The sequence below is a fragment of the Isoptericola sp. NPDC057653 genome, from assembly GCF_042799955.1.
Classification (GTDB): Bacteria; Actinomycetota; Actinomycetes; order Actinomycetales; family Cellulomonadaceae; genus Isoptericola.
On sequence record NZ_JBHVHP010000001.1, the window covers coordinates 231,041 to 252,279 of the forward strand.

A 21,239-nucleotide genomic window follows, 5' to 3' on the forward strand; every position below is an offset into this window, starting at 1 on the left:
TTTCGTCCCCACCATCACACCCCGCCGGCGGGGGCCCGGTCTTGAACGAGAACGTCACCCCACGGGAGGCCGACGGCGGGCGGCGGCCGCGAGCACCGCCGCCGGGGTCCGCCCGCGGATGAGGCGCAGGCTGCGGGTCAGGTGCGCCTGGTCGGCGAACCCGGCCCGCGCCGCCGCCTCCGCCGGCGCGACGCCCGCCAGCAGGAGGGCATAGGCCCGCTCGGCCCGCCTGACCTGCTCCACCTGCCCGGCCGTCAGCCCCACGGAGCGCCGATAGCGGCGCTGCCAGGTGCGCGGGGACGCGCCGTCCCGATGCCCGTCCAGCGCCGCGCGCACGCCCTCGTCCACGCCCAGCGGGCCGAGGCGCACCATCTCGTCCACCCAGTCCTCGAGCTCGTCGAAGGCCGGCAGCGTGGTCCACCGCTCCCCGAGCCGGACCTGGCCGGAGCGTACCGGCAGGTCGACGGTGGCCCCGAGCACCGGCTGCTTGTCGAGGCCCGTGACCACCACGAACGGCGCCAGCTCGACGCCCCAGTAGCTCTCCCCCGCGACGCTCGTCGTGCTGCGGGCGCTCATGCTCGGCCCGTCGAGCTCGCCGCCGAGGCTCCCGTCGGCGCGGCGGATGAAGGAGATCCCCCAGAACTCCGACCCCGCCACGAGGTACTCCCCCGCCTCCTCCACCGTCGCCCGCCACACCGTGCGCACCGCCGGGGTCGAACCCGGCCGCTCGAACCACATGACGTCACGGTATCGACGGCCGCACGCCGCCCTCGGTGCCGAGCGGGAAGCGGCGCCGCAGCAGGATCCTCTGGACCAGGGTCCATGTCACGGTCACCAGGAGGTACAGCCCGGCGGCGAGCGGGACGAAGCACGCCACGACAGCGGTCGCGAACTGCAGCGCGCCCAGCACGCCCTGGATCCCCGGGTACCCCTGCGGTGCGGCGGACGGCGTGGGCACGGCGAGGGGGCCTCCGGGAAGGGTCGCTCGTCTCGTCAGCTCGCCCACGAGGGCGATCGCGAGCACCAGCACCCCCAGCACGACCGCGGTCGCGACCGGCGGCACGCCGGCGGACAGCGCGCCGACGAGGCTGGTGCCGAGCGGCACCCCGAACAGCGTGTGGCCCAGCAGGGCGTTCGCCCCGCCGGCGATCTCCGCGTGGACGAACACCGCGTAGATCACCCCGACCACCGGCGCCTGCAGCAGCATCGGCAGGCAGCCGGCGAGAGGCGTGGTGCCCTCGTCGGCGTAGAGCTGCATCGTGGCGCGCTGCAACGCCTCGGGGTCCTTGCGGTGCCGGCGCTGCAGCTCCGCGATGCGGGGGGCGAGGCGCATCCGGGTGCGCTCGGCGCGGGCCTGGGAGAGGCCGACGGGGACGAGGGCGGCCCGGACGACGAGCGTCACGGCGACGACGGCGGCCGCTGCGGCGCCGGCGCCGAGGGCCGGTTCGAGCAGGTGGGACAGGCCCATCAGGGCGTGGTACGCGCCACCGAGCACGGCGGCGACAGGGGGCAGGGCGAAGAGATCCATGGGGTGTCCTCGGTCGAACCGAAGGGGTTCACGTTCGCCGAGCACCCCGCGGGCACGCGGGGTCGCCGCGCACGGCGCGCGACGGCGAGCCGTCCCGGCGGGGACGGTCGAGGGGTGGCCCGAGGGGTGCTCAGCCGGCGAGGACGCCGGGTGCGCGCGGCCGGGGGCGGCCGGGCGCGTGGGGATCGCTCTGGGTGGCGAGCGGCGGGCCCGCCGTCGCGTCACGCCGCACGGCGGGCGCGGTCACGGGCAGCAGCCGCGGCGCGACCGCGGTCGTCCGCGCCACGAAGCTCAGTGCCATCGCGGCAAGGCCGGAGGCGCCGACCAGGAGGAGCAGGGTCGTCAGCGTCGGCGTCCCGAGGAGGACCGCGAGCGACGACGACACGTCGCGCGCGAGCACGAGCAGGGCGTCACCCATGCCGTCCTCCCTCCTGGTCCCCGGGCCGTCCCGTCACGATAGCGCGCCCCTCGGGTCTCGTCGGCGGGCCGGGCGACCGCCGCGAGGCGGTCCGTCAGGCGCCGACGTAGTCCGCCAGGTGCTCGCCGGTGACGGTGGCACGACCGGCCACGAGGTCGGCGGGCGTGCCCTCGAAGACGACGGTCCCGCCGTCGTGCCCGGCGCCCGGGCCGAGGTCGATGATCCAGTCGGCGTGCGCCATGACGGCCTGGTGGTGCTCGATGACGATGACGGACTTGCCGGCGTCCACCAGCCGGTCGAGCAGGCCGAGCAGGTTCGCGACGTCGGCCAGGTGCAGGCCGGTCGTGGGCTCGTCGAGGATGTAGACGCCGCCCTTCTCGCCCATGTGCATGGCGAGCTTGAGCCGCTGCCGCTCGCCGCCGGACAGCGTGTTGAGCGGCTGGCCGAGCTTCACGTAGCCGAGCCCCACGTCCTCCAGGTGCGCCAGGATCTTGTGCGCGGCGGGGATCTTCGCCTCCCCCTCGCGGAAGAAGGCGTGCGCCTGCGCGACGGACAGGTCGAGCACGTCGGCGATGTTCTTGCCGCCGAGGGTGTACTCGAGCACGGACGCCATGAACCGCTTGCCGCCGCAGTCCTCGCAGGGGGTCTCGACGGTCTCCATGAACCCGAGCTCGGTGTAGATGCGGCCGTTGCCCTTGCAGGTGGGGCAGGCGCCCTCGGAGTTGGCGCTGAACAGGGCCGGCTTGACGCCGTTGGCCTTCGCGAACGCCTTGCGGATCGGCTCCAGCAGCCCGGTGTACGTGGCGGGGTTGGAGCGGCGCGACCCCTTGATCGCGCCCTGGTCGACGACGACCACGCCCTCGCGCCCGGCCAGGTTGCCGTGGATGAGGGAGCTCTTGCCGGAGCCGGCGACACCCGTGATCACCGCGAGGACGCCGGTGGGCACGTCGACGTCCACGCCCTGCAGGTTGTTCTGGTCCGCCCCGCGGATCTCCAGCGCGCCCGAGGGCTCCCGGACCGACTCCTTGACGCTCACGCGGTCGTCCAGGTGGCGGCCGGTGAGCGTGTCGCTGGCCCGCAGCCCCTCGACGGTGCCCTCGAAGCAGATCGTGCCGCCGTCGGTGCCGGCGCCCGGGCCGAGGTCGACCACGTGGTCCGCGACCGCGATCGCCTCGGGCTTGTGCTCGACGACGAGCACCGTGTTGCCCTTGTCGCGCAGGTCCTGCAGCAGGGTGTTCATCCGCTCGATGTCGTGCGGGTGCAGGCCGATGGTGGGCTCGTCGAAGACGTACGTGACGTCGGTCAGCGCGGACCCGAGGTGCCGGATCATCTTGGTGCGCTGCGCCTCGCCGCCGGACAGCGTGCCCGCCGGCCGGTCCAGGGACAGGTAGCCCAGCCCGATCTCCACGAACTTGTCGAACAGGTGCAGCAGGCTGCCGATCAGCGGGGCGACGCCCGGGTCGTCGACGCCGCGCGCCCACTCCGCGGCGTCGGAGATCTGCATCCGGCACACGTCCGCGATGCTGGCGCCGTTCACCTTGGCCGACCGCGCGGACTCGTTGAGCCGGGTGCCGTCGCACTCCGGGCAGGGCACGAACACCGCCGCCCGCTCCACGAACGCGCGGATGTGCGGCTGCAGCGACTCGGGCGCCTTGCTGAACATCGACTCGCGCAGCTTGGGGATGAGGCCCTGGTAGGTCATGTTCATCCCGAGCGCCTTGACCTTGCCCTTCTCCCGGTAGAGGAAGTCGTGCCGCTCGGCCTCCGTGTAGTCGCGCACCGGCTTGTCGCCGTCGACGAAGCCGGACTCCGAGAAGCCCCGCACCATCCAGCCGTCCGCCTTGTAGCCGGGCACGAGGATCGCGCCGTCGTTGAGGGACAGCGACTCGTCGACGATGACGGACAGGTCGAGGTCCGACACGGTGCCGCGCCCCTCACACTCGGGGCACATGCCGCCCAGGTACACCTGGTTGCGCACGACCTTCTTCTCGACCTCGCCGCCCGCCTTGCCCGTGCTGAACACGCCGCTCGCCGTCGACGTCGGGATGTTGAACGAGAACGCCGTCGGCGGGCCCACGTAGGGGTCGCCGATGCGGCTGAACAGGTTGCGCAGCATCGCGTTCGCGTCCGTGACCGTGCCGACCGTGGACCGCACGTTGGCGCCCATGCGCTCCTGGTCCACCAGGATGGCGGTGGTGATGCCCTCCAGGACGTCCACGTCCGGGCGCGGCAGCGACGGCATGAACCCCTGCACGAACGTCGAGTACGTCTCGTCGATGAGGCGCCGCGACTCGGCGGCGATCGTCGCGAACACGAGCGAGCTCTTGCCCGACCCGGACACGCCCGTGAACACCGTGAGCCGCCGCTTGGGGATCTCGACGTCCACCTCGCGCAGGTTGTTCTCGCGGGCTCCGCGGACGCGGATCAGGTCGTGCGCGTCGGCGGCGTGCGACGTCGTCAGGCCGGGGGTCTGCGTGGCGGTCACCGGGGCTCTCCTTCGATCGGGGTGGCGCGGGAACGCCGGGGGCGGTCGGGTGCGGTCGACGCCGTCGGCGTCACACGCGGGTCAGGGGCAGGTGGGGAGGCGCCGGCAGCACGACGTCGACCGGGTCGCCCGGCCGGACGGACCCGCCGCGCGAGACGATCCCCATGACACCGGCCAGGCGTACCACCTCGCCGTCGTCGCCGCGGCGCAGCACCTGCTTGAGCAACCCCGGCCGGAAGTCGTTGATCTGCTGGCACGGGTTGCGCAGCCCGGTGACCGTCACGACCGCGTCGCCGACGGTCAGCCGCGTGCCCACCGGCAGCGCGAGCAGGTCGAGACCACGCGTCGTGAGGTTCTCCCCCAGGTCGCCGGGCGCCACGTCGTGGCCGGCCTCGCGCAGCAGGTCGAAGAGCTCCGCGTGGATGAGGTGCACCTGACGCACGTTCGGCTGCGACGGGTCCGCCGCGACCCGGCTGCGGTGCTGCACGGTGACCCCCGCGTGCGCGTCGCCCTCGACCCCGACGCCCTCGACCAGGACGACCTCCTCGACGGCCGGCTTGCTGAAGCCGTGCACGGCGCTCGCGTGCACCGAGACGACGCGGGGCGCCGTCCGGGGCGCCGTCCGGGAGGACGGGCTGGTGGTCGAGGGCTCCGTGACGGTCACGCGGTCTCCTTCGGTCGGGGTGTCAGCCGTGCAGCTCGGCAAGAGCCTTGTCGATGCGGCGGGCCCGCGTCGAGGCCTGCTTCGCGCCGTCGACGTCGAGCACGATCCGGCGGCGCCGCCCTTGCGGGAGGGCGTCGTAGGCCGCGCGGGCGGGCGGGTCGGCGTCGAGCGCCCGGGCGAGGTCGTCGGGCTCGACGACGACGCGGGGCTCGGTGTCGAGCGCCAGCTCGACCTCGACCTCCGCGCCGACCTCGAGGCCCGCGGCCTCCCGGTTCGCCCGGCTGAGGCCGAGCAGGTGGCGGCCGCGCATGATCGCGACGCGGCTGCGCCAGGTGTGGCCGTTGACGGTGATCCGCACCGGCGGCCTGGCGCCGCCGCCGAGGGCCTCCACGACCTGCGGCGGGACCTCGAGGCCCTGCATCTTCGCGGCGGGCTCGACGACGGACCGGAACCTCATGACCGCTCCTTCGTTCTCGGTGGTGATCCTGGTGATCCGCGGGATCCCGGGGACGCACACCTCAGGCCCCGGCCGGGACGAGCCGGACGACCGGGTACCGCCGGTCGCTCTTGCGCTGGTGCTTGTCGATGGTGGGCGCGGCCGCCGCGATCGTCGGCCAGGCCCGGGCGCGCTCGGCGTCGTCGAGCACGTGCGCCGTGACCGGGACGGCGCCGGACCCGTGCAGCTCGACGGCCACCTGGTCCGGGTGGGCGGCGAGGTTCGCGAACCAGCCGGGGTTGCGGCTGCCGCCGCCGGAGGCGACCACCAGGCGGCCGCCCGCGCCGTCGTCGAACCAGGCCAGCGGGTTCTCCCGCGCCTCGCCCGTGCGGCGCCCGACCGTGTGCAGGACCAGCAGGTCCATGCCCATCATCTGCCCGCCCTTGCGGCGGATCTTCTTCGCCGTGCTCGCGTTCGCGCGACGCTGGATCCACAGGGACAGCGCGCCGGGCGCGCCCTGGGGGCGGGGCTGCGTCTGCTGGGTCACCGCGGTCACCCGACCTGGTCGACGCGGACCATGTTGCCCGCCGGATCGCGGAAGGCGCAGTCGCGCACGCCCCACGGCTGCTCGGTGGGCTCGGACACGACCTCGGCGTCGGCGGCCTGCAGCTTGGCGAAGACGCCGTCGAGGTCCTTGGTGCCGAGGATGATCGACTGGTAGCTGCCCTTGGCCATCAGCTCGACGATGGTGCGGCGCTCGTCCTCGGTGATGCCGGGGTCGGCGGCGGGCGGCGCCAGCACGAGGCGGACGTCGGGCTGCGCCGGCGAGACGAACGTCAGCCAGCGCATGTCGCCCTGGCCCACGTCCTGGACCAGCTCGAAGCCGAGCAGGTCGCGGTAGAAGCCCAGAGAGGCCTCCGGGTCGACGTGCGGGAGGAAGGTGGTGTGGATGCTGATGTCGATGTCGCTCATGGAAATCACGCTAGGTGCGCGCCCCTGTCGCTCGCTTCTCGATTCCTGACCGGTCGCGTCACCTGCTTCGCGACGCACGACGGCAGCTCCCCCGGCCCTGCCGTGCGGGCGCGCCGGGCGTACTCGCTGGGCGACATCCCCACCAGCTCCGTGAACCGCGTGCTGAACGTGCCCAGCGACGACGACCCCACCTCGAAGCACACCTCCGTGACGCTCAGGTCGCCGCGGCGCAGCAGCGCCATCGCGCGCTCGATCCGCCGCGTCATGAGGTAGCTGTACGGCGACTCCCCGAACGCCTGCTTGAACTGCCGGCTCAGGTGCCCGGCCGACATGTGCACTCCGCGGGCCAGCGCCTCCACGTCCAGCGGCTGCGCGAACTCGCGGTCCATCCGGTCGCGCACGCGCCGCAGCCGCGCAAGGTCGCGCAGCCGGTCGGCGTCGCTGCTGGTCACGGTGCGATGCTTCCACGAGCCGCCGACGCCCGCCCGGTGGCCCCCGTCACCTGCCCGGGGCCGCCACGCGGGCGTGCAGGTGCATGTCGTGCCAGCCGTCGAGGTGGCGCACGGACTGGCGCAGCACGCCCTCGGCGGCGAAGCCGGCCTTCTCCGCCACGCGGCACGACGGCGCGTTGTCGACCGAGTGCACCAGCTCCAGCCGCCGGAAGCCGGCGTCGAACGCCCAGGCCGAGGCGACGGCGGCCGCCGCGGGGGCGACGCCGCGGCCGCGCGCGGCCGGGGCCGTCCAGTACGCGACGGCGCCCACGCCGTGCGGGTCGAACGTCTTGACGGCCATGCGGCCCAGCACCACGGAGTCGTCGGCGGCGTCCGCCACCGCCCAGCTCGACTCGCGGTCCTCGGCCCAGCCGGCCCGCCAGCCACCGATGACCTCGCGCGCCTCGTCGTCCGAGTCGAGCACCCGCACGTGCCAGCGCTGGATCGCCGCGTCGGCGTACACGGCGCGGACCGCGGGGGCGTCGTCGTCGCGCCACGGCCGCAGCCGCGCGCCCGCCGCGGGCACGTCGAGGGTGGGTTGCTCCGCGTCGGTGAAGGGCGCGAACGTCACGGGCAGGAGGGTGGGCATGCCCCGATCCTGGCAGTCCGGCGCACGCACGGCCAGGACGTTTCCGCAGGTCGTCGACGGCTCAGCCGTGGCCGTGCCCGCCGTCGTGCCCCGCCAGACGCTCCGACGGCCCGGGGCGCGCCGTCGACCCCGGCTCGACGACGAGGAGCTGGCCCATCATCCCCTCGTCCTCGTGGAGCAGCATGTGGCAGTGGTACATGTACGGCCGCACGTCGTCGGCGTAGTCGTCGAACCGCATCAGCAGCCGGTAGGTGCGGCGCGGCTCCAGGTAGACGGTGTCCTTGCGGCCGGCCAGCTCGGGCGGCGGCGCCTCGCCGTCGACGGTCAGGACCCGGAACTGCACGTCGTGCACGTGGAAGCTGTGCGGCATGGGGACGGTGTTGCGCACCTCCCACACCTCGGTGGTCCCGACGACGGCGACCTCGTCGATGCGCCCGGTGTCCATCGTCTCGCCGTTGATGGTGCGCTCGGCGAGGTCGAACGTGCGGGTCACCGTGGCGTCGCCCTCGTGCAGGGCGTCGCCGGCCGCGTGCTCCGACGGCTCCCACGCGGGCGCGGGTGACGGCGCCAACCGGTCGGCCGCCCGCAGCTCGAGCACGTCGAACGCGTCGTTGCCGCCCATCGCGAACGGCACGGCGACTCCGCCCAGGTCGGCCTCGAAGGAGCGCAGCCGGGTGGTCTCGCCGGGCTTCATCACGACCACCACCTCCGCCCGCTCCCCCGGGGCGAGGCGCACCCGGTCCAGGCGGACGGGCGCGTCGAGCAGCCCGCCGTCCGTGGCGACCAGGTCCAGGTCCCGGTCGCCGAACCCCAGGGCGTACGTGCGCGCCGTCGACCCGTTGACCAGGCGCAGCCGCACCCGCTCGGTCGTGACCCGCTGGTAGGCGCCGGCGACGCCGTTCGTCACCACCGTGCCGCCCAGCGTGCCCGGCTCGCCGCCGTCGTGGTCGAGGACGAGCTGCCCGTCGTCGTCGAGCACCTTGTCCTGCACGACCACGGGGACGTCGTCCACGCCGTACTCCCGCGGCAGGTCGGCGGCGCGCGACGCGTCGTCGTCGAGCAGGAACAGCCCCGCGAGGCCGCGGTACACCTGCGCCTCCGTCTCTCCGTGCGGGTGCGGGTGGTACCAGAGCGTCGCGGCGGGCTGGTCGATCGCCCAGGTGGGCCGCCAGGTCGCGCCCGGCTCGACCGGCTGGTGCGGGCCGCCGTCCATCGCGGCGGGCAGGTGCATGCCGTGCCAGTGCACGGTGGTGGTCTCGTCCAGCGCGTTCGTCACCTCGACGGACACCTTCTCGCCGCGCTCCGCCCGGAGGGTGGGGCCGAGGTACGCGCCGTCGTAGCCCTGGGTGCGGGTCTCGACGCCGGGCAGCAGCTCGGTCGTCCCCTCCTGGGCGGTGAGGCGGAAGGTGCGCACGCCGTCGACCACCCGCGACTCCGCGAGGGGCGGCACGGGCAGCTCGCGCGTGAACCCCGGCTCGTCGACCGACGTCACCGAGCCGGGGATCCCGCCGCACCCGGCGGCGAGCAGCGCGACGACGGCGGCGAGCGCCGCGGCCGTCGCCCGCCGGCCCGTCATCGCGCGCCGTCCTGCGGGGCGCGCACGCCCCGCGCCCGCTGGATGCCGAGGGCGGCCACGCCGGCCACCGCGCCCCAGCCGACGTCCATCGCCAGGGCGGGGAGCGCCGTCCACGCCGCGCCGGCCGTGCCGCCCGTGCCCCCGAAGAGCGTGGACACCAGCAGCGTCACGACGCCGGACGCCAGGCCCGTCAGGGTCAGCGTCGCCACGGGCCGCGGCACCCGGCCGAACCCGACCACCCCGATCCACACGACGGCGGTGAGCGCGACGATGCCCAGCGCCCTCGGCGCTCCGGTACCCCCGACGCCCGTGAGGCCGGTGAGCGGCCAGAGCAGCGCGAGCGACGCCAGCCCGGCCACCAGGGGCCAGGAGATCCCCGCGCGCCCGGGGGTCTCGGGCGGGGGGGCGGGCTGGGGCCGGGGCCGGGGACGGGGCCGAGGAGAGGGCTGGTTCGAGGTCATCCCACGACGATCCCCGCGGGCCGGGGTCGGCCACATCGGCCCTGGAGCGTCTCCCGGTGTCGCCCCGGGGCGACACCGACCCTGACCGAACCCCCACACCCGCGGCACCCTGCGGGGGTGGCACCTAGCCTGGCAGGCATGACCTCGTCCGCGACGGCGCCGCCGAGCCCGTGGGTGACCGACGTGGTCCTCGCGCTGGCCTCGACGCTCGTCGTGGCGGTCGTCATCGCGGCGGACCCGGCGGGCGACGGCGGTGCGGGCCCGGCGGCGTACGCGTTCGCGGCGGGGCTGGGCGCGCTGGTGCTGCTGCGCCGGTTCGCGCCGCGCACGATGCTTGTGCTCACGTTCCTGGGCGTGTGCGCCTACTACGCGCTCGGCCTCGCGCCGGTCGGCATGGTGCTGCCGGCGGTGGCCGCGCTGTACTCGGCGGCCGAGCGCGGGCGCGCCGGGTGGGCGGTGGGCACCGGCGGCGTGCTCGTGGTGGTCGCGACGTACTTCCGCCTCACCGACGAGGACGTCGACCCCAGCGCCGCGCTCACCGCCTACGACCTCGTCACCAATGTGGCGCTCACGGCGGCGGCCGTCGCGCTCGGCGTCGCCGTCCGGCTGGCCCGCGAGGCCCGCGAGCGCACCGCGCTGGTCCGCGACCTCACCGCCGCCGAGGAGGCGCACGCCGCGCAGGAGCGGCTCCAGGCGGAGCGGCTGCGGATCGCCCGCGACCTGCACGACGCCGTCGGGCACAACCTCTCGGTCGTGGCGCTGCACGCGGGCGTCGCGGACGAGGCGGTCGGGCGCGACGACGACGCGGCGCGCGGCGCGCTCGCCCGGGTGCGGGAGGCGGCGTCGGGCACGCTCGACGACCTGCGCGCCACGGTGCGGGTGCTGCGCGCCCCGCTCCCCGGGACGGCGCCCCGCGGCGCGGTCGGCCTCGCCGGGCTCGACGCCCTGCTCGCGCCGGTGCGGGAGGCCGGCCTCGAGGTCACGGTCGACGACGCCGTCCCGCCGGGCGCGCTGGCCGGCGCGATCGACGCGGCGGCCTACCGCATCGTGCAGGAGGCGCTGACCAACGTGGTGCGGCACGCGGGCGCGCGGCACGTGCGCGTCGAGGCTGCCGTGGCGGACGGGCGCCTCCGGCTGGCCGTCACCGACGACGGTCGCGGCGCCGGCGGGGCCGCGGGCTCCGGCGCGGGGCTCGCGGGGATGCGCGAGCGCGCGGGCCTGCTGGGCGGCGCCCTCAGCGCGGCCGACGCGCCGGGCGGCGGGTTCGCCGTCGTCGCCGACCTCCCGGCGAGGCTGGAGCCATGATCCGGGTGGTGCTGGTCGACGACCAGGAGCTGGTGCGCGCCGGGCTGCGCCCGCTGGCGGAGCTCGACGGCGACGTCTCCGTCGTCGGCGAGGCGGCCGACGGCCGCACCGGGCTGGCCCGGGTGCGGGAGCTGACGCCCGACGTCGTGCTCATGGACGTGCGGATGCCCGGCCTGGACGGCATCGAGGCCACGCGCGCGATCGCCGCGGACCCGGCGCTCCGGGACGTGCGCGTGCTGGTGCTCACGACGTTCGACGAGGACGAGCACGTGGTCGAGGCCGTCCGCGCCGGCGCCGCGGGCTACCTGCTCAAGGACGTCTCCCCCGGCGACCTGCGCGCCGCGATCCGCACCGTCGCCGCCGGCGGGTCGCTCCTGTCCCCCGCCGTCACCGCGACCGTGCTGCGGGCGGTCGCGGCGGCGCCACGGCGGCTCGACGACGGCGTCCTCGCGCGCCTCACGGACCGCGAGCGCGAGGTGCTCGAGGGCGTCGGCCGCGGGCTCACCAACGACGAGATCGCCCGCGACCTGTTCCTCAGCCCGGCGACGGCGCGCACGTACGTCAGCCGGCTGCTCGCCCGGCTCGACGCGCGCGACCGCGCCGCGCTCGTCGTCCTCGCCTACGAGACGGGCCTGGTCACGCCCGGGCGGTGACGGCGGGCGCGACCCTCAGACCAGCCCGAGCTCCCGCGCCCGCACGCCCGCCTGGAACCTCGAGTCCGCGCCGAGCGCGGCCATCAGCTCGGCCACCCGGCGGCGGTAGGTGCGCACGCCCAGCCCCATCGCGCGGGCGGCCGTCTCGTCCTTGACCCCCTGCCCCAGCAGGTCGAGCACCTGGGGCGCGATCGCGCGGATCTCGGCGATGCGCGCGTCGAAGACGTCGAGGTCGACGGCCGAGCGCCACACCGCCTCGAACAGGGAGGCGACCCCCTGGACCGCCTCCGGCTGCGTGACGATGCCGTAGCTGCGCCGCCCCGCCCGCACGTCGCCCGCCAGGATCGCGAGCCGCCGGTCGAAGAGGATCGTCTCGTTGACCTCCTCGGTCGTGATGCGGATCTGCGCGCCGTGCAGCTCCCGCGCCCTCGCGAGCCCGCGGGCCGCCACCGGGTCCAGGAGCACGCCCGGCCGGTAGACCTTGCGGAGGCGGACGTCGTCGCGGTGCGCCCGCGGCGCGTCCTCGACCTCCTGCGGCCCGTGCGTCACCACCCAGGTCCCGAGGTCGTTCGCCGCGCACGAGATCTCGGTCGCGTGCGCGAACAGGTGCGCCGTGCGGGAGAGCAGCTCCTCGTCGCCCTGGACGACGGTGACGGCCTCTCCGGTCTGCATGCCTCGATCCTGCACCCGGGGCGGGGACGCCGCCAAGGTCGGCAACAACCTGCCACCGCGGCCGCCAGGGCGCCCTGCGTGCCGATGCTGGAGCACATGACGACCACCACCGGCACCACCACGACCACCCCGACCGGCACCCCCGACGCCGGCGCCGCCGGCACCTGGCGGCTCGGCGACCTCACCGTGAACCGCCTCGGCCTGGGCGCGATGCGGCTCATGGGCTCGCTGGGCGCGCCCGCGCCGCGCCCTCGCGAGGAGTCGATCGCCGTGCTGCGCCGCGCCGTCGAGCTCGGCGTGAACCACATCGACACGGCGGCCTTCTACTTCCTGCCCACCCGGTCCGCGAACGAGCTGATCGGCGCCGCCCTCCAGCCCTACGCCGACGACCTGGTGATCACCACGAAGATCGGCGCCGCCCAGTCGCGCGACGGCCGCTTCGAGCCGTACGCCCGCCCCGACCAGCTGCGCGGCCACGTCGAGGAGAACATCCGCCAGCTGGGCCTCGACCATCTCGACGTCGTGAACCTGCGCTGGGGCACCGGCCTCGTGCGCGAGCCCGGGTCGGTCGCCGAGCACGTGGGGGCGCTCGCCGACCTGCGCGACGCCGGGCTGGTCCGCCACGTCGGCGTCTCGAACGTGCTGCCGGAGCAGCTCGACGAGGCGCTGTCGATCACGCCCGTCGTGTGCGTGCAGAACCGGTACGGCCTCACCGAGCGGGACGACGACGGCCTGCTCGCCCGGTGCGGCGAGCTCGGTATCGCGTTCGTGCCGTTCTTCTCCGTGGGCGCGTCCGTGGCCGGGGCGATCCCCGACGGCACGCACCACGACGCCGGCGAGGCGGAGGTGGCGGCGGTCGCCGCGGCGCACGGCGCGACGCCGGCCCAGGTGCGGCTGGCCTGGACCCTGCACCGCGGGCCGCACGTGCTCGCCATCCCCGGCACGGGCAGCGTCGCGCACCTGGAGCAGAACGTCGCCGCCGCGGGGCTCCGGCTGACCGACGACGACCTCGCCACGCTCGACGGGATCGCCCCGGCGGCCTGACTCCCTCCGCCGAACAGGCAGTTGACACCGTTATCGGGCGAGTTCCGCCGCGATAACGGTGTCAACTGCCTGTTCGGCACCCGGCCCTGTCGGCCCCGTGTCGTGAGTACACCGGCGGATGTACGGTCGGCCTCATGGAGACCGTGACGCTCACGCACACCGCGGCGCTGGCGCGGCTGGGGCACGCGCTGTCGGACGGCACGCGCACCCGCATCCTGCTCGCGCTGCGCGACGCGCCCGCCTACCCGTCCGACCTGGCGGCGAGGCTCGGCGTCTCCAAGCAGGTGATGTCCAACCAGCTCGCGTGCCTGCGCGGCTGCGGGCTGGTCGTGGGGCGTCCGGACGGGCGGCGCACGGAGTACCGGCTGGCCGACCCGGCGCTGTCGCACGCGCTCGGCGACCTGCTGCGGCTGACGCTCGCCGTCGACCCGGCCTGCTGCGGGCCGGACTGCACGTGCGCGACGCCGGCGGCCGGCGCGCGCGGGAGGCCCGAGCCCGCGGACGCGGCATGACGCACGACCACGACCACGCGCACGCCGCCGCGGACCACCGCGGCCGGCTGGCGGTCGCGTTCGGCATCACCGCGCTCATCCTCGTGGCGCAGGCGGTGGGCGCGCTGCTCACCGGCAGCCTCGCGCTGCTGGTGGACACCGCCCACATGCTCACCGACGCGGGCGGGCTGGCCCTCGCCCTGTTCGCCGCGCACCTGTCGTTGCGGCCGCCGTCGTCGCAGCGCACGTGGGGCTACCGGCGGGCGGAGGTGCTGGCCGCGCTGGCGCAGGCGACCGTGCTGCTCGTGGTGGGCGTGTACGTGCTGGTCGAGGCGGTGCTGCGGCTCGCGCACCCGCCGGAGATCCCGTCCGGGCAGCTCGTCGTCTTCGGCGTCATCGGGCTGGTGGGCAACCTCGCGTCGATGGGCGTGCTCGCCGGCCGCCGGGACGCCAACCTCAACCTGCGGGCGGCGTTCCTGGAGGTGGTGAACGACGCGCTGGGGTCGGTGGGCGTCATCGTCGCCGCGGTCGTCATCGCCACCACGGGCTGGCAGCGGGCCGACTCCGTCGCCGCCCTGCTCATCGGGGCGCTCATCCTGCCGCGGGCGGTGCGGCTGGCGCGGGCCGCCGGGTCCGTGCTGCTGGAGTCCGCGCCGCCGGGGCTGGACCTGGAGCAGGTGCGGGCGCACCTGTTGCGCGTCGAGCACGTGCGCGACGTGCACGACGTGCACGCCTCCCTCATCGCCACCGGACTGCCGATCCTGTCCGCGCACGTCGTGGTGGACTCCGGCTGCTTCACCGACGGGCACGCCGGCCGCATCCTCGACGAGCTGCAGGAGTGCGTGGCCACCCACTTCGACGTCGCCGTCGAGCACTCCACGTTCCAGGTGGAGCCGGACACCCACCCGGGGCACGAGCACCCCACCCACGCCTGAGCCGCCTCGGAGCCGAGGATCGGCATGATTCCGCGGTATACAAGAAGTCTTGTACTCCTCCCCGCCCGCGCCTAGCGTCGTCGGCATGGAGCAGATCGAGGCGATCACCGCCGTGCACCACCCGGTGCGACGGCGCATCTACGACTACCTGAGCCTGCACGGCACCACCCAGGTGACCACGCTGGCGCGCGAGCTCGGGCAGCAGGTGGGCAGCGTCAGCCACCACCTGCGGATGCTGAAGCGGGCCGGCGTCGTCGAGCAGGCCCCGGACCGCACCGGCGACCGGCGCACGAGCTGGTGGCGGGCGTCGCGGCAGGGTCTGAGCTGGTCGGCCGACGACTTCTCCGGCTCCCCCGCCGACGCGCTGCTCGCCCGGGAGGCGGAGCGCGCGAACGTCGAGACGCACGTCGGCCGGCTGCGTGCCTGGCACCGCCGCACCGCCCCGCTGCCGGAGTGGTCGCGCGCCGCGTTCAGCATCGACACCGTCGCCTGGGCCACCCCCGACGAGCTGGCGGCTCTCTCCGCGGCGATGCGGGAGACGTTCGCCGCCTGGCAGGCCGGCCTCGCCGCCGGCGACGGCCCGGACGACGGCCCGGATGACGACGCGGACGACGACACCAACGACGACGCCGACGACCGCCCCGGGCGCATGCCCGTCTTCGTGTTCGCCCACGGCTTCCCCACGGTGCCATGACCAGCACCACGAGCGCCGCGCAGCCCGTGCTGCTGCGCGAGCCGCCGACGTTCTCCCGCGACCGCGTCGTGCACGCGTGGATCGGCGTCAGGGCGCTGTCCGACGCCGGCGACGCCATCTGGTCCATCGCCCTCGCCTGGACGGCGGTGCAGGTGGCCTCCCCCGCCGTCGCCGGGCTGGTCGTGGCCGCCGGGACCGCGCCGCGGGCCGTGGTGCTGCTGTTCGGCGGCGTCCTCGCCGACCGGGTCGACGCGCGGCGCGTCATGATCGTCTGCAACGTGCTGCGGGTGGCCGTGCTGGTCGGCGCCGCGCTGTGGGTGCTGTCCTCGCCGCCGACGGTGCTGCTGCTCACCCTCGCGGCCGTCGCGTTCGGCGTGTGCGACGCGTTCTACGAGCCGTCGGCGAGCACGATCGCGCGGCAACTGGTCCGCGCCGAGGACCTCCCCTCGTACACGGCCGTCGCCCAGACCGCGTCCCGGCTGGCCACCATGGCCGGCTCCGCGGTGGGCGGGTTCCTGGTCGCCCGCTCCGGGCTCCTGGGGAGCGCCGGCGCGAACGCGGTCACCTTCGCCCTCGTCGTGGCGTTCATCGCCATCTGGCTCCGCCCGCGGTTCGCCCTGCCCCGCGCCGACAAGGAGTCCGCGTTCCGCGGGATCCGCCGCGGCTTCGTCCACCTGCGCGACGTACCCACCACCCGCACGCTCGTCATCGCGCTCTCGGGCCTCAACCTCGCCGTCGGGCCCGCCGTCGGCATCGGGATCGCCCTGCGCGCCCACGACGCCGGCTGGGGCGCCCGGGCCGTGGGGATCCTGGAGGCCTGCATCGGGCTGGGCGCCGCGATCGGCGCGCTGTCGGTCGCCCGCTGGCGGCCCCGGCGCGAGGCGCGCGCCGGGTTCGCGGCCCTGGCCGTGCAGGGCGCGGCCATCGTGGCGCTCGGCACCGGGCCGGTCGGCGTCGCCGGGGCGGCGTGCCTCGTCGTCGGGCTCACGGCCGGGTACGCCTCCGCGCTGCTCGGCGCCACGTTCGCCGGCACCGTCGACCCGTCGTACCTGGGGCGGATGGCGTCGATCACCCGGCTGGGCGACGACGTCTTCATGCCGCTGGCGATGGCCGCCTTCGGGGTGCTGGCCTCGGCCACCGCGCTGTGGGTGCCGTTCGCCGTCTTCGGCACGGCGATGGCCCTCCTCATGGCCGTCCCGCTGCGCAACCCGCTGTTCCGCGAGCTGTCGCTCGGCAAGCGCACGTGAGGCGCGCCACGGGGCGGGCCGCCCCGTGGCGCCCCCGGGCGGGCGGTGCTGTGCTGGGCACATGTCCACCCGCGCCGAGACCACCCCGACCGGTCACCCCGACGAGCCGCACGCCGGCGGGCTCGCACAGCGCCTCAACTGGCTGCGCGCCGGCGTCCTCGGTGCCAACGACGGCATCGTGTCGGTCGCGGCGGTCGTCGTGGGTGTCGCCGCCGCGACGCCGGAGCGCGCCCCGGTGCTCACGGCCGGCCTGGCCGCCCTCGTCGGCGGCGCGATCTCGATGGCGCTCGGCGAGTACGTGTCGGTGTCCAGCCAGTCCGACAGCGAGAAGGCCCTCATCGCCAAGGAGCGGCACGAGCTCGCGACCATGCCGGACGAGGAGTTCGACGAGCTCGTCGGCCTCTACCGGCAGCAGGGCCTCAGCGAGGGCACCGCGCGGCAGGTGGCCACCGAGCTCACCCAGCACGACGCGCTGCACGCCCACCTGGCCGCCGAGCTGAACATCGACCCGCACGACGTGGTCAGCCCCTGGCACGCGGCGTGGGCGTCCCTGCTGGCGTTCCTCGCCGGCGGCATCCTGCCGATGCTGGCGGTGCTGTTCATCCCCGAGCCGTGGAAGATCGCCGGGACGTTCGTCGTCGTGCTCGCCGCGCTGGGCGCCGCCGGCGCCATCGCGGCCTGGATCGGCGGCTCGTCGCGCACCCGCTCGGTGTCGCGCGTGGTGATCGGCGGCGCGCTGGCGCTCGGCGTCACGTTCGCCCTGGGCTCCCTGCTGGGCACCGCCGGCGTCGCCTAGGCTCGCGAGCCCCACGCCTCCCCACCCGCGAAGGAGCAGCACGTTGGCAGCACCGACGTCCCCGCACGCCGCGACCGACCTCGCCCCGCGCCTCGGGCGCACCGTCCTCTACCAGCTGTACCCGCAGAGTTTCGCGGACTCGGGCCGCGCAGGGGCCGACGGGATCGGCGACCTCGCCGGCATCACCGCGCGCCTCGACTACCTGAGGTGGCTCGGCGTGGGCGCCGTGTGGCTCGACCCGTGCTTCGTCTCGCCGTTCGCCGACGCCGGGTACGACGTCGCCGACTTCCTCACCATCGCGCCGCGGTACGGCACGAACGACGACCTGGCGGAGCTCACCGAGGAGGCGGGGAGGCGCGGCATCTCGGTCCTGCTGGACCTCGTGGCCGGGCACACCTCCGACGAGCACCCGTGGTTCGTCGCGTCGGCCGACGACCCCGACGACCACCGGTACGTGTGGAGCGAGGTCCCGGTCGACGGGTTCCAGCCCGGCCCGGGGAGCCGCGGCGGCTACTACCTGCCGAACTTCTTCCCGGTGCAGCCGGCGCTGAACTTCGGGTACGCGCGGCAGCACCCGGACGAGCCGTGGCGCCAGCCCGTCGACGCCCCGGGCCCGCGGGCCAACCGGGCCGCGCTGCGCGAGATCATGGCGCACTGGTTCGACCTCGGCGTCGCCGGCTTCCGCGTCGACATGGCCGCGTCCCTCGTCAAGGACGACCCGGGCCTCGTGGAGACCGGGCGCCTGTGGCGCGAGACGCGCGAGTGGCTGGACGCCACCTACCCGGGCCGCGTGCTCGTCAGCGAGTGGGGCGACCCGCGCGTGTCCGTGCCGTCCGGGTTCCACGCCGACTTCTTCCTCCAGTTCGGGGGCGACGACGACGGCCTGCCGCTGCGCTCCCTGTGGAACAACGGCGCCGGCACGGTCAACCCGTCGTGGGGCGAGGTGCCGAGCTGGGCCGACGCCGAGGCGCGCGGCGACGCCGCGACGTTCGTCCGCGCCTGGGAGGAGGCGACCGGCGCGATCGCCGCGGCGGGGCGCGGCGGGCTCACCGGGCTCCCGACGTCGAACCACGACTTCACGCGGCTGGTGGCCGGGGCGCGCGACGCCGAGCAGGCGCGGGCGGCGCTGGTCCTCACCTTCACCTGGCCCTCGATGCCGTCGGTGTACTACGGCGACGAGATCGGCATGCGGTTCGTGCCCGGGACGCCGACGTTCGAGGGGTCGCGGCTCAGCCCGACCTACGACCGCGCGGGTTCCCGCACCCCCATGCAGTGGGGCGACGTCCCCGCCGGGCGGCTCGGCCCCGCCGTCGCCGAGTCGCGGTACCTGCCGCAGGACCCGGACCCGGACCGCCCCACCGTGGCCGCCCAGCTCGACGACGAGGCCTCGCTGCTGCACCTCGTGCGGCGGCTGGCGCACCTGCGCACCGCCGACCCCCGCCTGGACGCGTCCGCCCCGGTCGAGGTGCTGGCCACCGGCTACCCGTTCGCCTACCTGCGCGGCACCCTCGCCGTCGTGCTCAACCCGGGCCGCGAGCCCGTGTCGATCGCGGTGCCCGGCGCCGCCGGGGCGCGCCCCGTGGAGGCGCGCGGCCACCGCACCGAGGGAGACGTCGTGCACCTCGACGGGCACGGGTACGCCGTCCTCGACCTGGCCTGACCGCGCGTGCCGCTCGCCGGGTGTCACCGGCGGGCGGCAGGCTGGGCGCATGGAGCTCGAGGTGCGCGGTGAGGTCTTCCAGTGGCGCGGCCCCGCGCCGTACTACTACGTCGCGGTGCCCGACGCCGAGGCGGAGCAGATCGCGTCGGTCGCGGCGCTGGTCACCTACGGCTGGGGCGTCATCCCGGTGACGGGCCGCCTCGGCGGCACCACGTTCACCACGTCGCTGTTCCCCCGGGACGGCGGCTACCTCGTGCCGCTGAAGGACGCCGTCCGCCGGCCCGAGGGCGTGACCGACGGCGACGAGGTCGTCGTACGGCTCACCCTGGACGGGGTGTGACCCGCCCGGGGAACCACCCCTGCAGCACGCTGCGCCACGCGTCGCGGAACGAGCGTCCGCGCCGCCACTCGTGCCACGTCAGCCACAGGACGAGGGCGTCCAGCAGGGTGAGGAGCGCGACGCCCACCCCCGGCGAGATCACCGTCTGCACGACCTGGACCACGAGGAACGCCGCCAGCGCGCCGACCGCCCACGGGTAGACGCGTCGTGACCCGGCCAGCAGCGCGCCCACGATCGCGACCTTGACCACCCCGTGCAGCAGCAGGAACAGCCCGGCCACGAGGGCGGTGCCGTGGCTGAGCGCGGACGCCTCGTGCAGCAGCAGGTGGGCCACCAGGTCGTGCGGGTCCTCCTGCAGCTCCTGCGCCACCGCCGACCGCGTGAGCGCCAGCACCTGGTCCTGGCGCAGGACCAGCAGCGCCGCGCCCGCGACCAGCTCGACCAGCCCGTCGAGCCCCTTGAGCAGGATGCCCACGACGAACGCCGTCTCGGCGACCAGCTCCCGCCGCCCGCCACGCGCCCTCGCCTCCGGGGCCTGCCGTCCGCCCGTCACCCGTCCCACTCTCGTCCCCCCGCCGCCCGGTCACCAGCAGCCCGGTCACCAGCCGCCCGGTCACCAGCAGCCCGGTCACCAGCAGCCCGCCGAGGTCGTGGACGGTCCACCACCGCGGCGGCAGAGGGACTAGCTGGGACTAGCTCGCGGAGGGGAGGCGGTCGACGAACGCGACGGCGGCGGCGGAGATCCGCGCACGGGCGTCGTCGTGGCTGATCGTCGGGGTGCCGTCGCCGGGCTGGGGGCCGTAGTCGCCGAACTGCTCGTGCACGGCGCCCTCGACGACGGTGAACGTGCTGTCCGCGGGCAGGTCGGCGCGCGACGCGTCGATCTTCGCGGGCGTCGCCAGGCCGTCGCGGCTGCCGGACACGGACTCGACGGCGGCGGTCAGGGTGCCGCGGACGTCGCCGGCGGGGTACGACGCGAACAGCAGCAGCCCGACGGCCGGCGCCTCGCCTCCGTCGTCCGCACCGGGGTCCCCCGCGTCCGCCTCCATCGCGGCGACGGTCCCGCCGAGCGAGTGCCCGCCCACCACCCAGCGCTCCTCGTCGGGGAGCGCGGCGCGCGCGCCGTCGAAGGCCCCGACGGCGAGGAACGCGATGCCGAGCGGCTGCTTCGCGACGACCACCGTGTGCCCGGCCTCGGCGAGCGGCCGCAGCACGGCGGCGTAGGCCCGCGCGTCGACCCGGGCGCCCGGCTGGAAGAAGACGGCCGTGCCGTCGCCGCCGCCCGCGGGCGCCAGCTCGTACCGCGTGGCGCTCTCGGAGACGGTCACGGCGTCGTCGGAGCGCATCGCGGCGAGCGCCGGCTCGACGGCGCCGAACGGCCGCAGCCACGCGACCAGCACGATCCCCGCCGCCCCCGCGACGAGCAGCGCCACCCCGCCGGCGCGCCGCCAGCCCCGGCGCGCGGGGCGACGGCGCAGGGCGCGCACACCGGCGACCAGGCCGAGCGCGAGCGCGAGCGTCAGCGCCAGCAGCACCGCGTACGCCGGGTGCCCGTGCACGACGGCGCCCCACGACGTGGCGCACGCCCACGCGACGACGGCGACGGCGGCGGCCGCCACGACGAGCGTCGCGATGCGGAGCCACGTCGGCGCGGTCGGCGCGGGCGGCACGGCCGGCACCGCTGTCGACGGCGATGGGGCGGGGTTCTCCTGGTCGTCCGGCACGCGACGAGTCTGGCACCACCGGGGCCGCGCGCGGGTAAGGTCTGGCCACCACCTACAA

Annotated in this window: 25 protein-coding genes; 10 read left to right on the forward strand and 15 right to left on the reverse strand. The window is 75.6% G+C overall.

All coding sequences use genetic code 11. From position 1 onward, the window contains the following. Nucleotides 1–54: 54 nt before the first annotated feature. The 12 genes from ACFU9A_RS00985 to ACFU9A_RS01040 form a co-directional block, all read right to left on the reverse strand. Complete coding sequence (locus ACFU9A_RS00985) at nt 55–738, reverse strand: helix-turn-helix domain-containing protein (protein ID WP_430573391.1); 684 nt, start codon at nt 736–738, stop codon at nt 55–57. Nucleotides 739–742: 4 nt separating this feature from the next. After that, on the reverse strand, nt 743–1,528 hold the full coding sequence (locus ACFU9A_RS00990) for a YidC/Oxa1 family membrane protein insertase (RefSeq protein ID WP_430573392.1): 786 nt from the start codon (nt 1,526–1,528) through the stop codon (nt 743–745). 130 nt (nt 1,529–1,658) lie between these two features. After that, complete coding sequence (locus ACFU9A_RS00995) at nt 1,659–1,946, reverse strand: hypothetical protein (protein WP_430573393.1); 288 nt, start codon at nt 1,944–1,946, stop codon at nt 1,659–1,661. Between the two features lie 94 nt (nt 1,947–2,040). Then, the gene (locus ACFU9A_RS01000) at nt 2,041–4,431 is read right to left on the reverse strand and encodes an ATP-binding cassette domain-containing protein (protein ID WP_430573394.1); all 2,391 of its coding nucleotides are present in this window, start codon (nt 4,429–4,431) and stop codon (nt 2,041–2,043) included. A gap of 70 nt (nt 4,432–4,501) precedes the next feature. Continuing rightward, the gene (locus tag ACFU9A_RS01005; RefSeq protein ID WP_430573395.1) at nt 4,502–5,095 is read right to left on the reverse strand and encodes an MOSC domain-containing protein; all 594 of its coding nucleotides are present in this window, start codon (nt 5,093–5,095) and stop codon (nt 4,502–4,504) included. A 22-nt stretch (nt 5,096–5,117) separates the two neighbouring features. Next, nucleotides 5,118–5,552, reverse strand: coding sequence for a YdeI/OmpD-associated family protein (locus tag ACFU9A_RS01010; RefSeq protein WP_430573396.1), 435 nt, complete (start codon nt 5,550–5,552; stop codon nt 5,118–5,120). A gap of 61 nt (nt 5,553–5,613) precedes the next feature. Continuing rightward, entirely contained in the window at nt 5,614–6,078 is a 465-nt protein-coding gene (locus ACFU9A_RS01015; protein WP_430573397.1) for a nitroreductase family deazaflavin-dependent oxidoreductase, read from the reverse strand. 5 nt (nt 6,079–6,083) lie between these two features. After that, nucleotides 6,084–6,503, reverse strand: a complete 420-nt coding sequence (locus tag ACFU9A_RS01020) for a VOC family protein (protein ID WP_430573398.1) — start codon at nt 6,501–6,503, stop codon at nt 6,084–6,086. Nucleotides 6,504–6,508: 5 nt separating this feature from the next. After that, nucleotides 6,509–6,955, reverse strand: a complete 447-nt coding sequence (locus tag ACFU9A_RS01025; RefSeq protein WP_430573399.1) for a helix-turn-helix transcriptional regulator — start codon at nt 6,953–6,955, stop codon at nt 6,509–6,511. Between the two features lie 46 nt (nt 6,956–7,001). Continuing rightward, nucleotides 7,002–7,583 (reverse strand): GNAT family N-acetyltransferase, encoded by a 582-nt coding sequence (locus tag ACFU9A_RS01030; protein ID WP_430573400.1) that lies wholly within the window; start codon nt 7,581–7,583, stop codon nt 7,002–7,004. Between the two features lie 61 nt (nt 7,584–7,644). After that, nucleotides 7,645–9,159: a multicopper oxidase family protein gene (locus ACFU9A_RS01035; protein ID WP_430573401.1), complete on the reverse strand. Its 1,515-nt coding sequence runs from the start codon at nt 9,157–9,159 to the stop codon at nt 7,645–7,647. Beyond that, the gene (locus ACFU9A_RS01040; RefSeq protein ID WP_430573402.1) at nt 9,156–9,620 is read right to left on the reverse strand and encodes a hypothetical protein; all 465 of its coding nucleotides are present in this window, start codon (nt 9,618–9,620) and stop codon (nt 9,156–9,158) included. Before ACFU9A_RS01040 ends, ACFU9A_RS01035 begins: the two co-directional genes overlap by 4 nt. 138 nt (nt 9,621–9,758) lie before the next feature. Between ACFU9A_RS01040 and ACFU9A_RS01045 the strand changes: the two genes are divergently transcribed. Together ACFU9A_RS01045 and ACFU9A_RS01050 are read left to right on the forward strand one after the other, a co-directional pair. Continuing rightward, nucleotides 9,759–10,925 carry a sensor histidine kinase gene (locus ACFU9A_RS01045; RefSeq protein ID WP_430573403.1) on the forward strand — a complete coding sequence of 389 codons (1,167 nt, stop codon included), beginning with the start codon at nt 9,759–9,761 and terminating at the stop codon, nt 10,923–10,925. Then, entirely contained in the window at nt 10,922–11,578 is a 657-nt protein-coding gene (locus ACFU9A_RS01050; RefSeq protein WP_430573404.1) for a response regulator, read from the forward strand. The genes ACFU9A_RS01045 and ACFU9A_RS01050 overlap by 4 nt, the downstream gene beginning before the upstream one ends. A gap of 15 nt (nt 11,579–11,593) precedes the next feature. Here ACFU9A_RS01050 and ACFU9A_RS01055 read toward each other — a convergent pair whose 3' ends face one another. Next, a complete protein-coding gene (locus ACFU9A_RS01055; RefSeq protein WP_430573405.1) occupies nt 11,594–12,250 on the reverse strand; it encodes a DNA-binding response regulator in 657 nt (218 codons plus the stop codon). Nucleotides 12,251–12,346: 96 nt separating this feature from the next. On the opposite strand from ACFU9A_RS01055, the gene ACFU9A_RS01060 reads away from it, so the two are divergent. The 8 genes from ACFU9A_RS01060 to ACFU9A_RS01095 all read left to right on the forward strand — a co-directional run bounded on the left by ACFU9A_RS01060 (nt 12,347) and on the right by ACFU9A_RS01095 (nt 19,457). After that, entirely contained in the window at nt 12,347–13,294 is a 948-nt protein-coding gene (locus ACFU9A_RS01060) for an oxidoreductase (protein WP_430573406.1), read from the forward strand. Nucleotides 13,295–13,428: 134 nt separating this feature from the next. After that, the gene (locus ACFU9A_RS01065) at nt 13,429–13,806 is read left to right on the forward strand and encodes an ArsR/SmtB family transcription factor (RefSeq protein WP_430573407.1); all 378 of its coding nucleotides are present in this window, start codon (nt 13,429–13,431) and stop codon (nt 13,804–13,806) included. Continuing rightward, nucleotides 13,803–14,720, forward strand: a complete 918-nt coding sequence (locus tag ACFU9A_RS01070) for a cation diffusion facilitator family transporter (RefSeq protein ID WP_430573408.1) — start codon at nt 13,803–13,805, stop codon at nt 14,718–14,720. Before ACFU9A_RS01065 ends, ACFU9A_RS01070 begins: the two co-directional genes overlap by 4 nt. An 85-nt stretch (nt 14,721–14,805) precedes the next feature. Beyond that, on the forward strand, nt 14,806–15,414 hold the full coding sequence (locus ACFU9A_RS01075) for a winged helix-turn-helix domain-containing protein (protein ID WP_430573409.1): 609 nt from the start codon (nt 14,806–14,808) through the stop codon (nt 15,412–15,414). After that, on the forward strand, nt 15,411–16,661 hold the full coding sequence (locus tag ACFU9A_RS01080; RefSeq protein ID WP_430573410.1) for an MFS transporter: 1,251 nt from the start codon (nt 15,411–15,413) through the stop codon (nt 16,659–16,661). The genes ACFU9A_RS01075 and ACFU9A_RS01080 overlap by 4 nt, the downstream gene beginning before the upstream one ends. A 61-nt stretch (nt 16,662–16,722) precedes the next feature. Then, the gene (locus ACFU9A_RS01085) at nt 16,723–17,457 is read left to right on the forward strand and encodes a VIT family protein (protein WP_430573411.1); all 735 of its coding nucleotides are present in this window, start codon (nt 16,723–16,725) and stop codon (nt 17,455–17,457) included. A 43-nt stretch (nt 17,458–17,500) separates the two neighbouring features. Continuing rightward, on the forward strand, nt 17,501–19,117 hold the full coding sequence (locus tag ACFU9A_RS01090; RefSeq protein ID WP_430573412.1) for an alpha-amylase family glycosyl hydrolase: 1,617 nt from the start codon (nt 17,501–17,503) through the stop codon (nt 19,115–19,117). 49 nt (nt 19,118–19,166) lie between these two features. Further along, complete coding sequence (locus tag ACFU9A_RS01095; RefSeq protein WP_430573413.1) at nt 19,167–19,457, forward strand: DUF1905 domain-containing protein; 291 nt, start codon at nt 19,167–19,169, stop codon at nt 19,455–19,457. Here ACFU9A_RS01095 and ACFU9A_RS01100 read toward each other — a convergent pair. Both ACFU9A_RS01100 and ACFU9A_RS01105 read right to left on the reverse strand, forming a co-directional pair. Further along, nucleotides 19,438–20,010 (reverse strand): DUF2127 domain-containing protein, encoded by a 573-nt coding sequence (locus ACFU9A_RS01100; protein WP_430573414.1) that lies wholly within the window; start codon nt 20,008–20,010, stop codon nt 19,438–19,440. The two genes, ACFU9A_RS01095 and ACFU9A_RS01100, sit on opposite strands and share 20 nt — an antisense overlap. A 139-nt stretch (nt 20,011–20,149) precedes the next feature. Beyond that, nucleotides 20,150–21,181 carry an alpha/beta hydrolase gene (locus ACFU9A_RS01105; protein ID WP_430573415.1) on the reverse strand — a complete coding sequence of 344 codons (1,032 nt, stop codon included), beginning with the start codon at nt 21,179–21,181 and terminating at the stop codon, nt 20,150–20,152. Between the last annotated feature and the right edge of the window lie 58 nt (nt 21,182–21,239).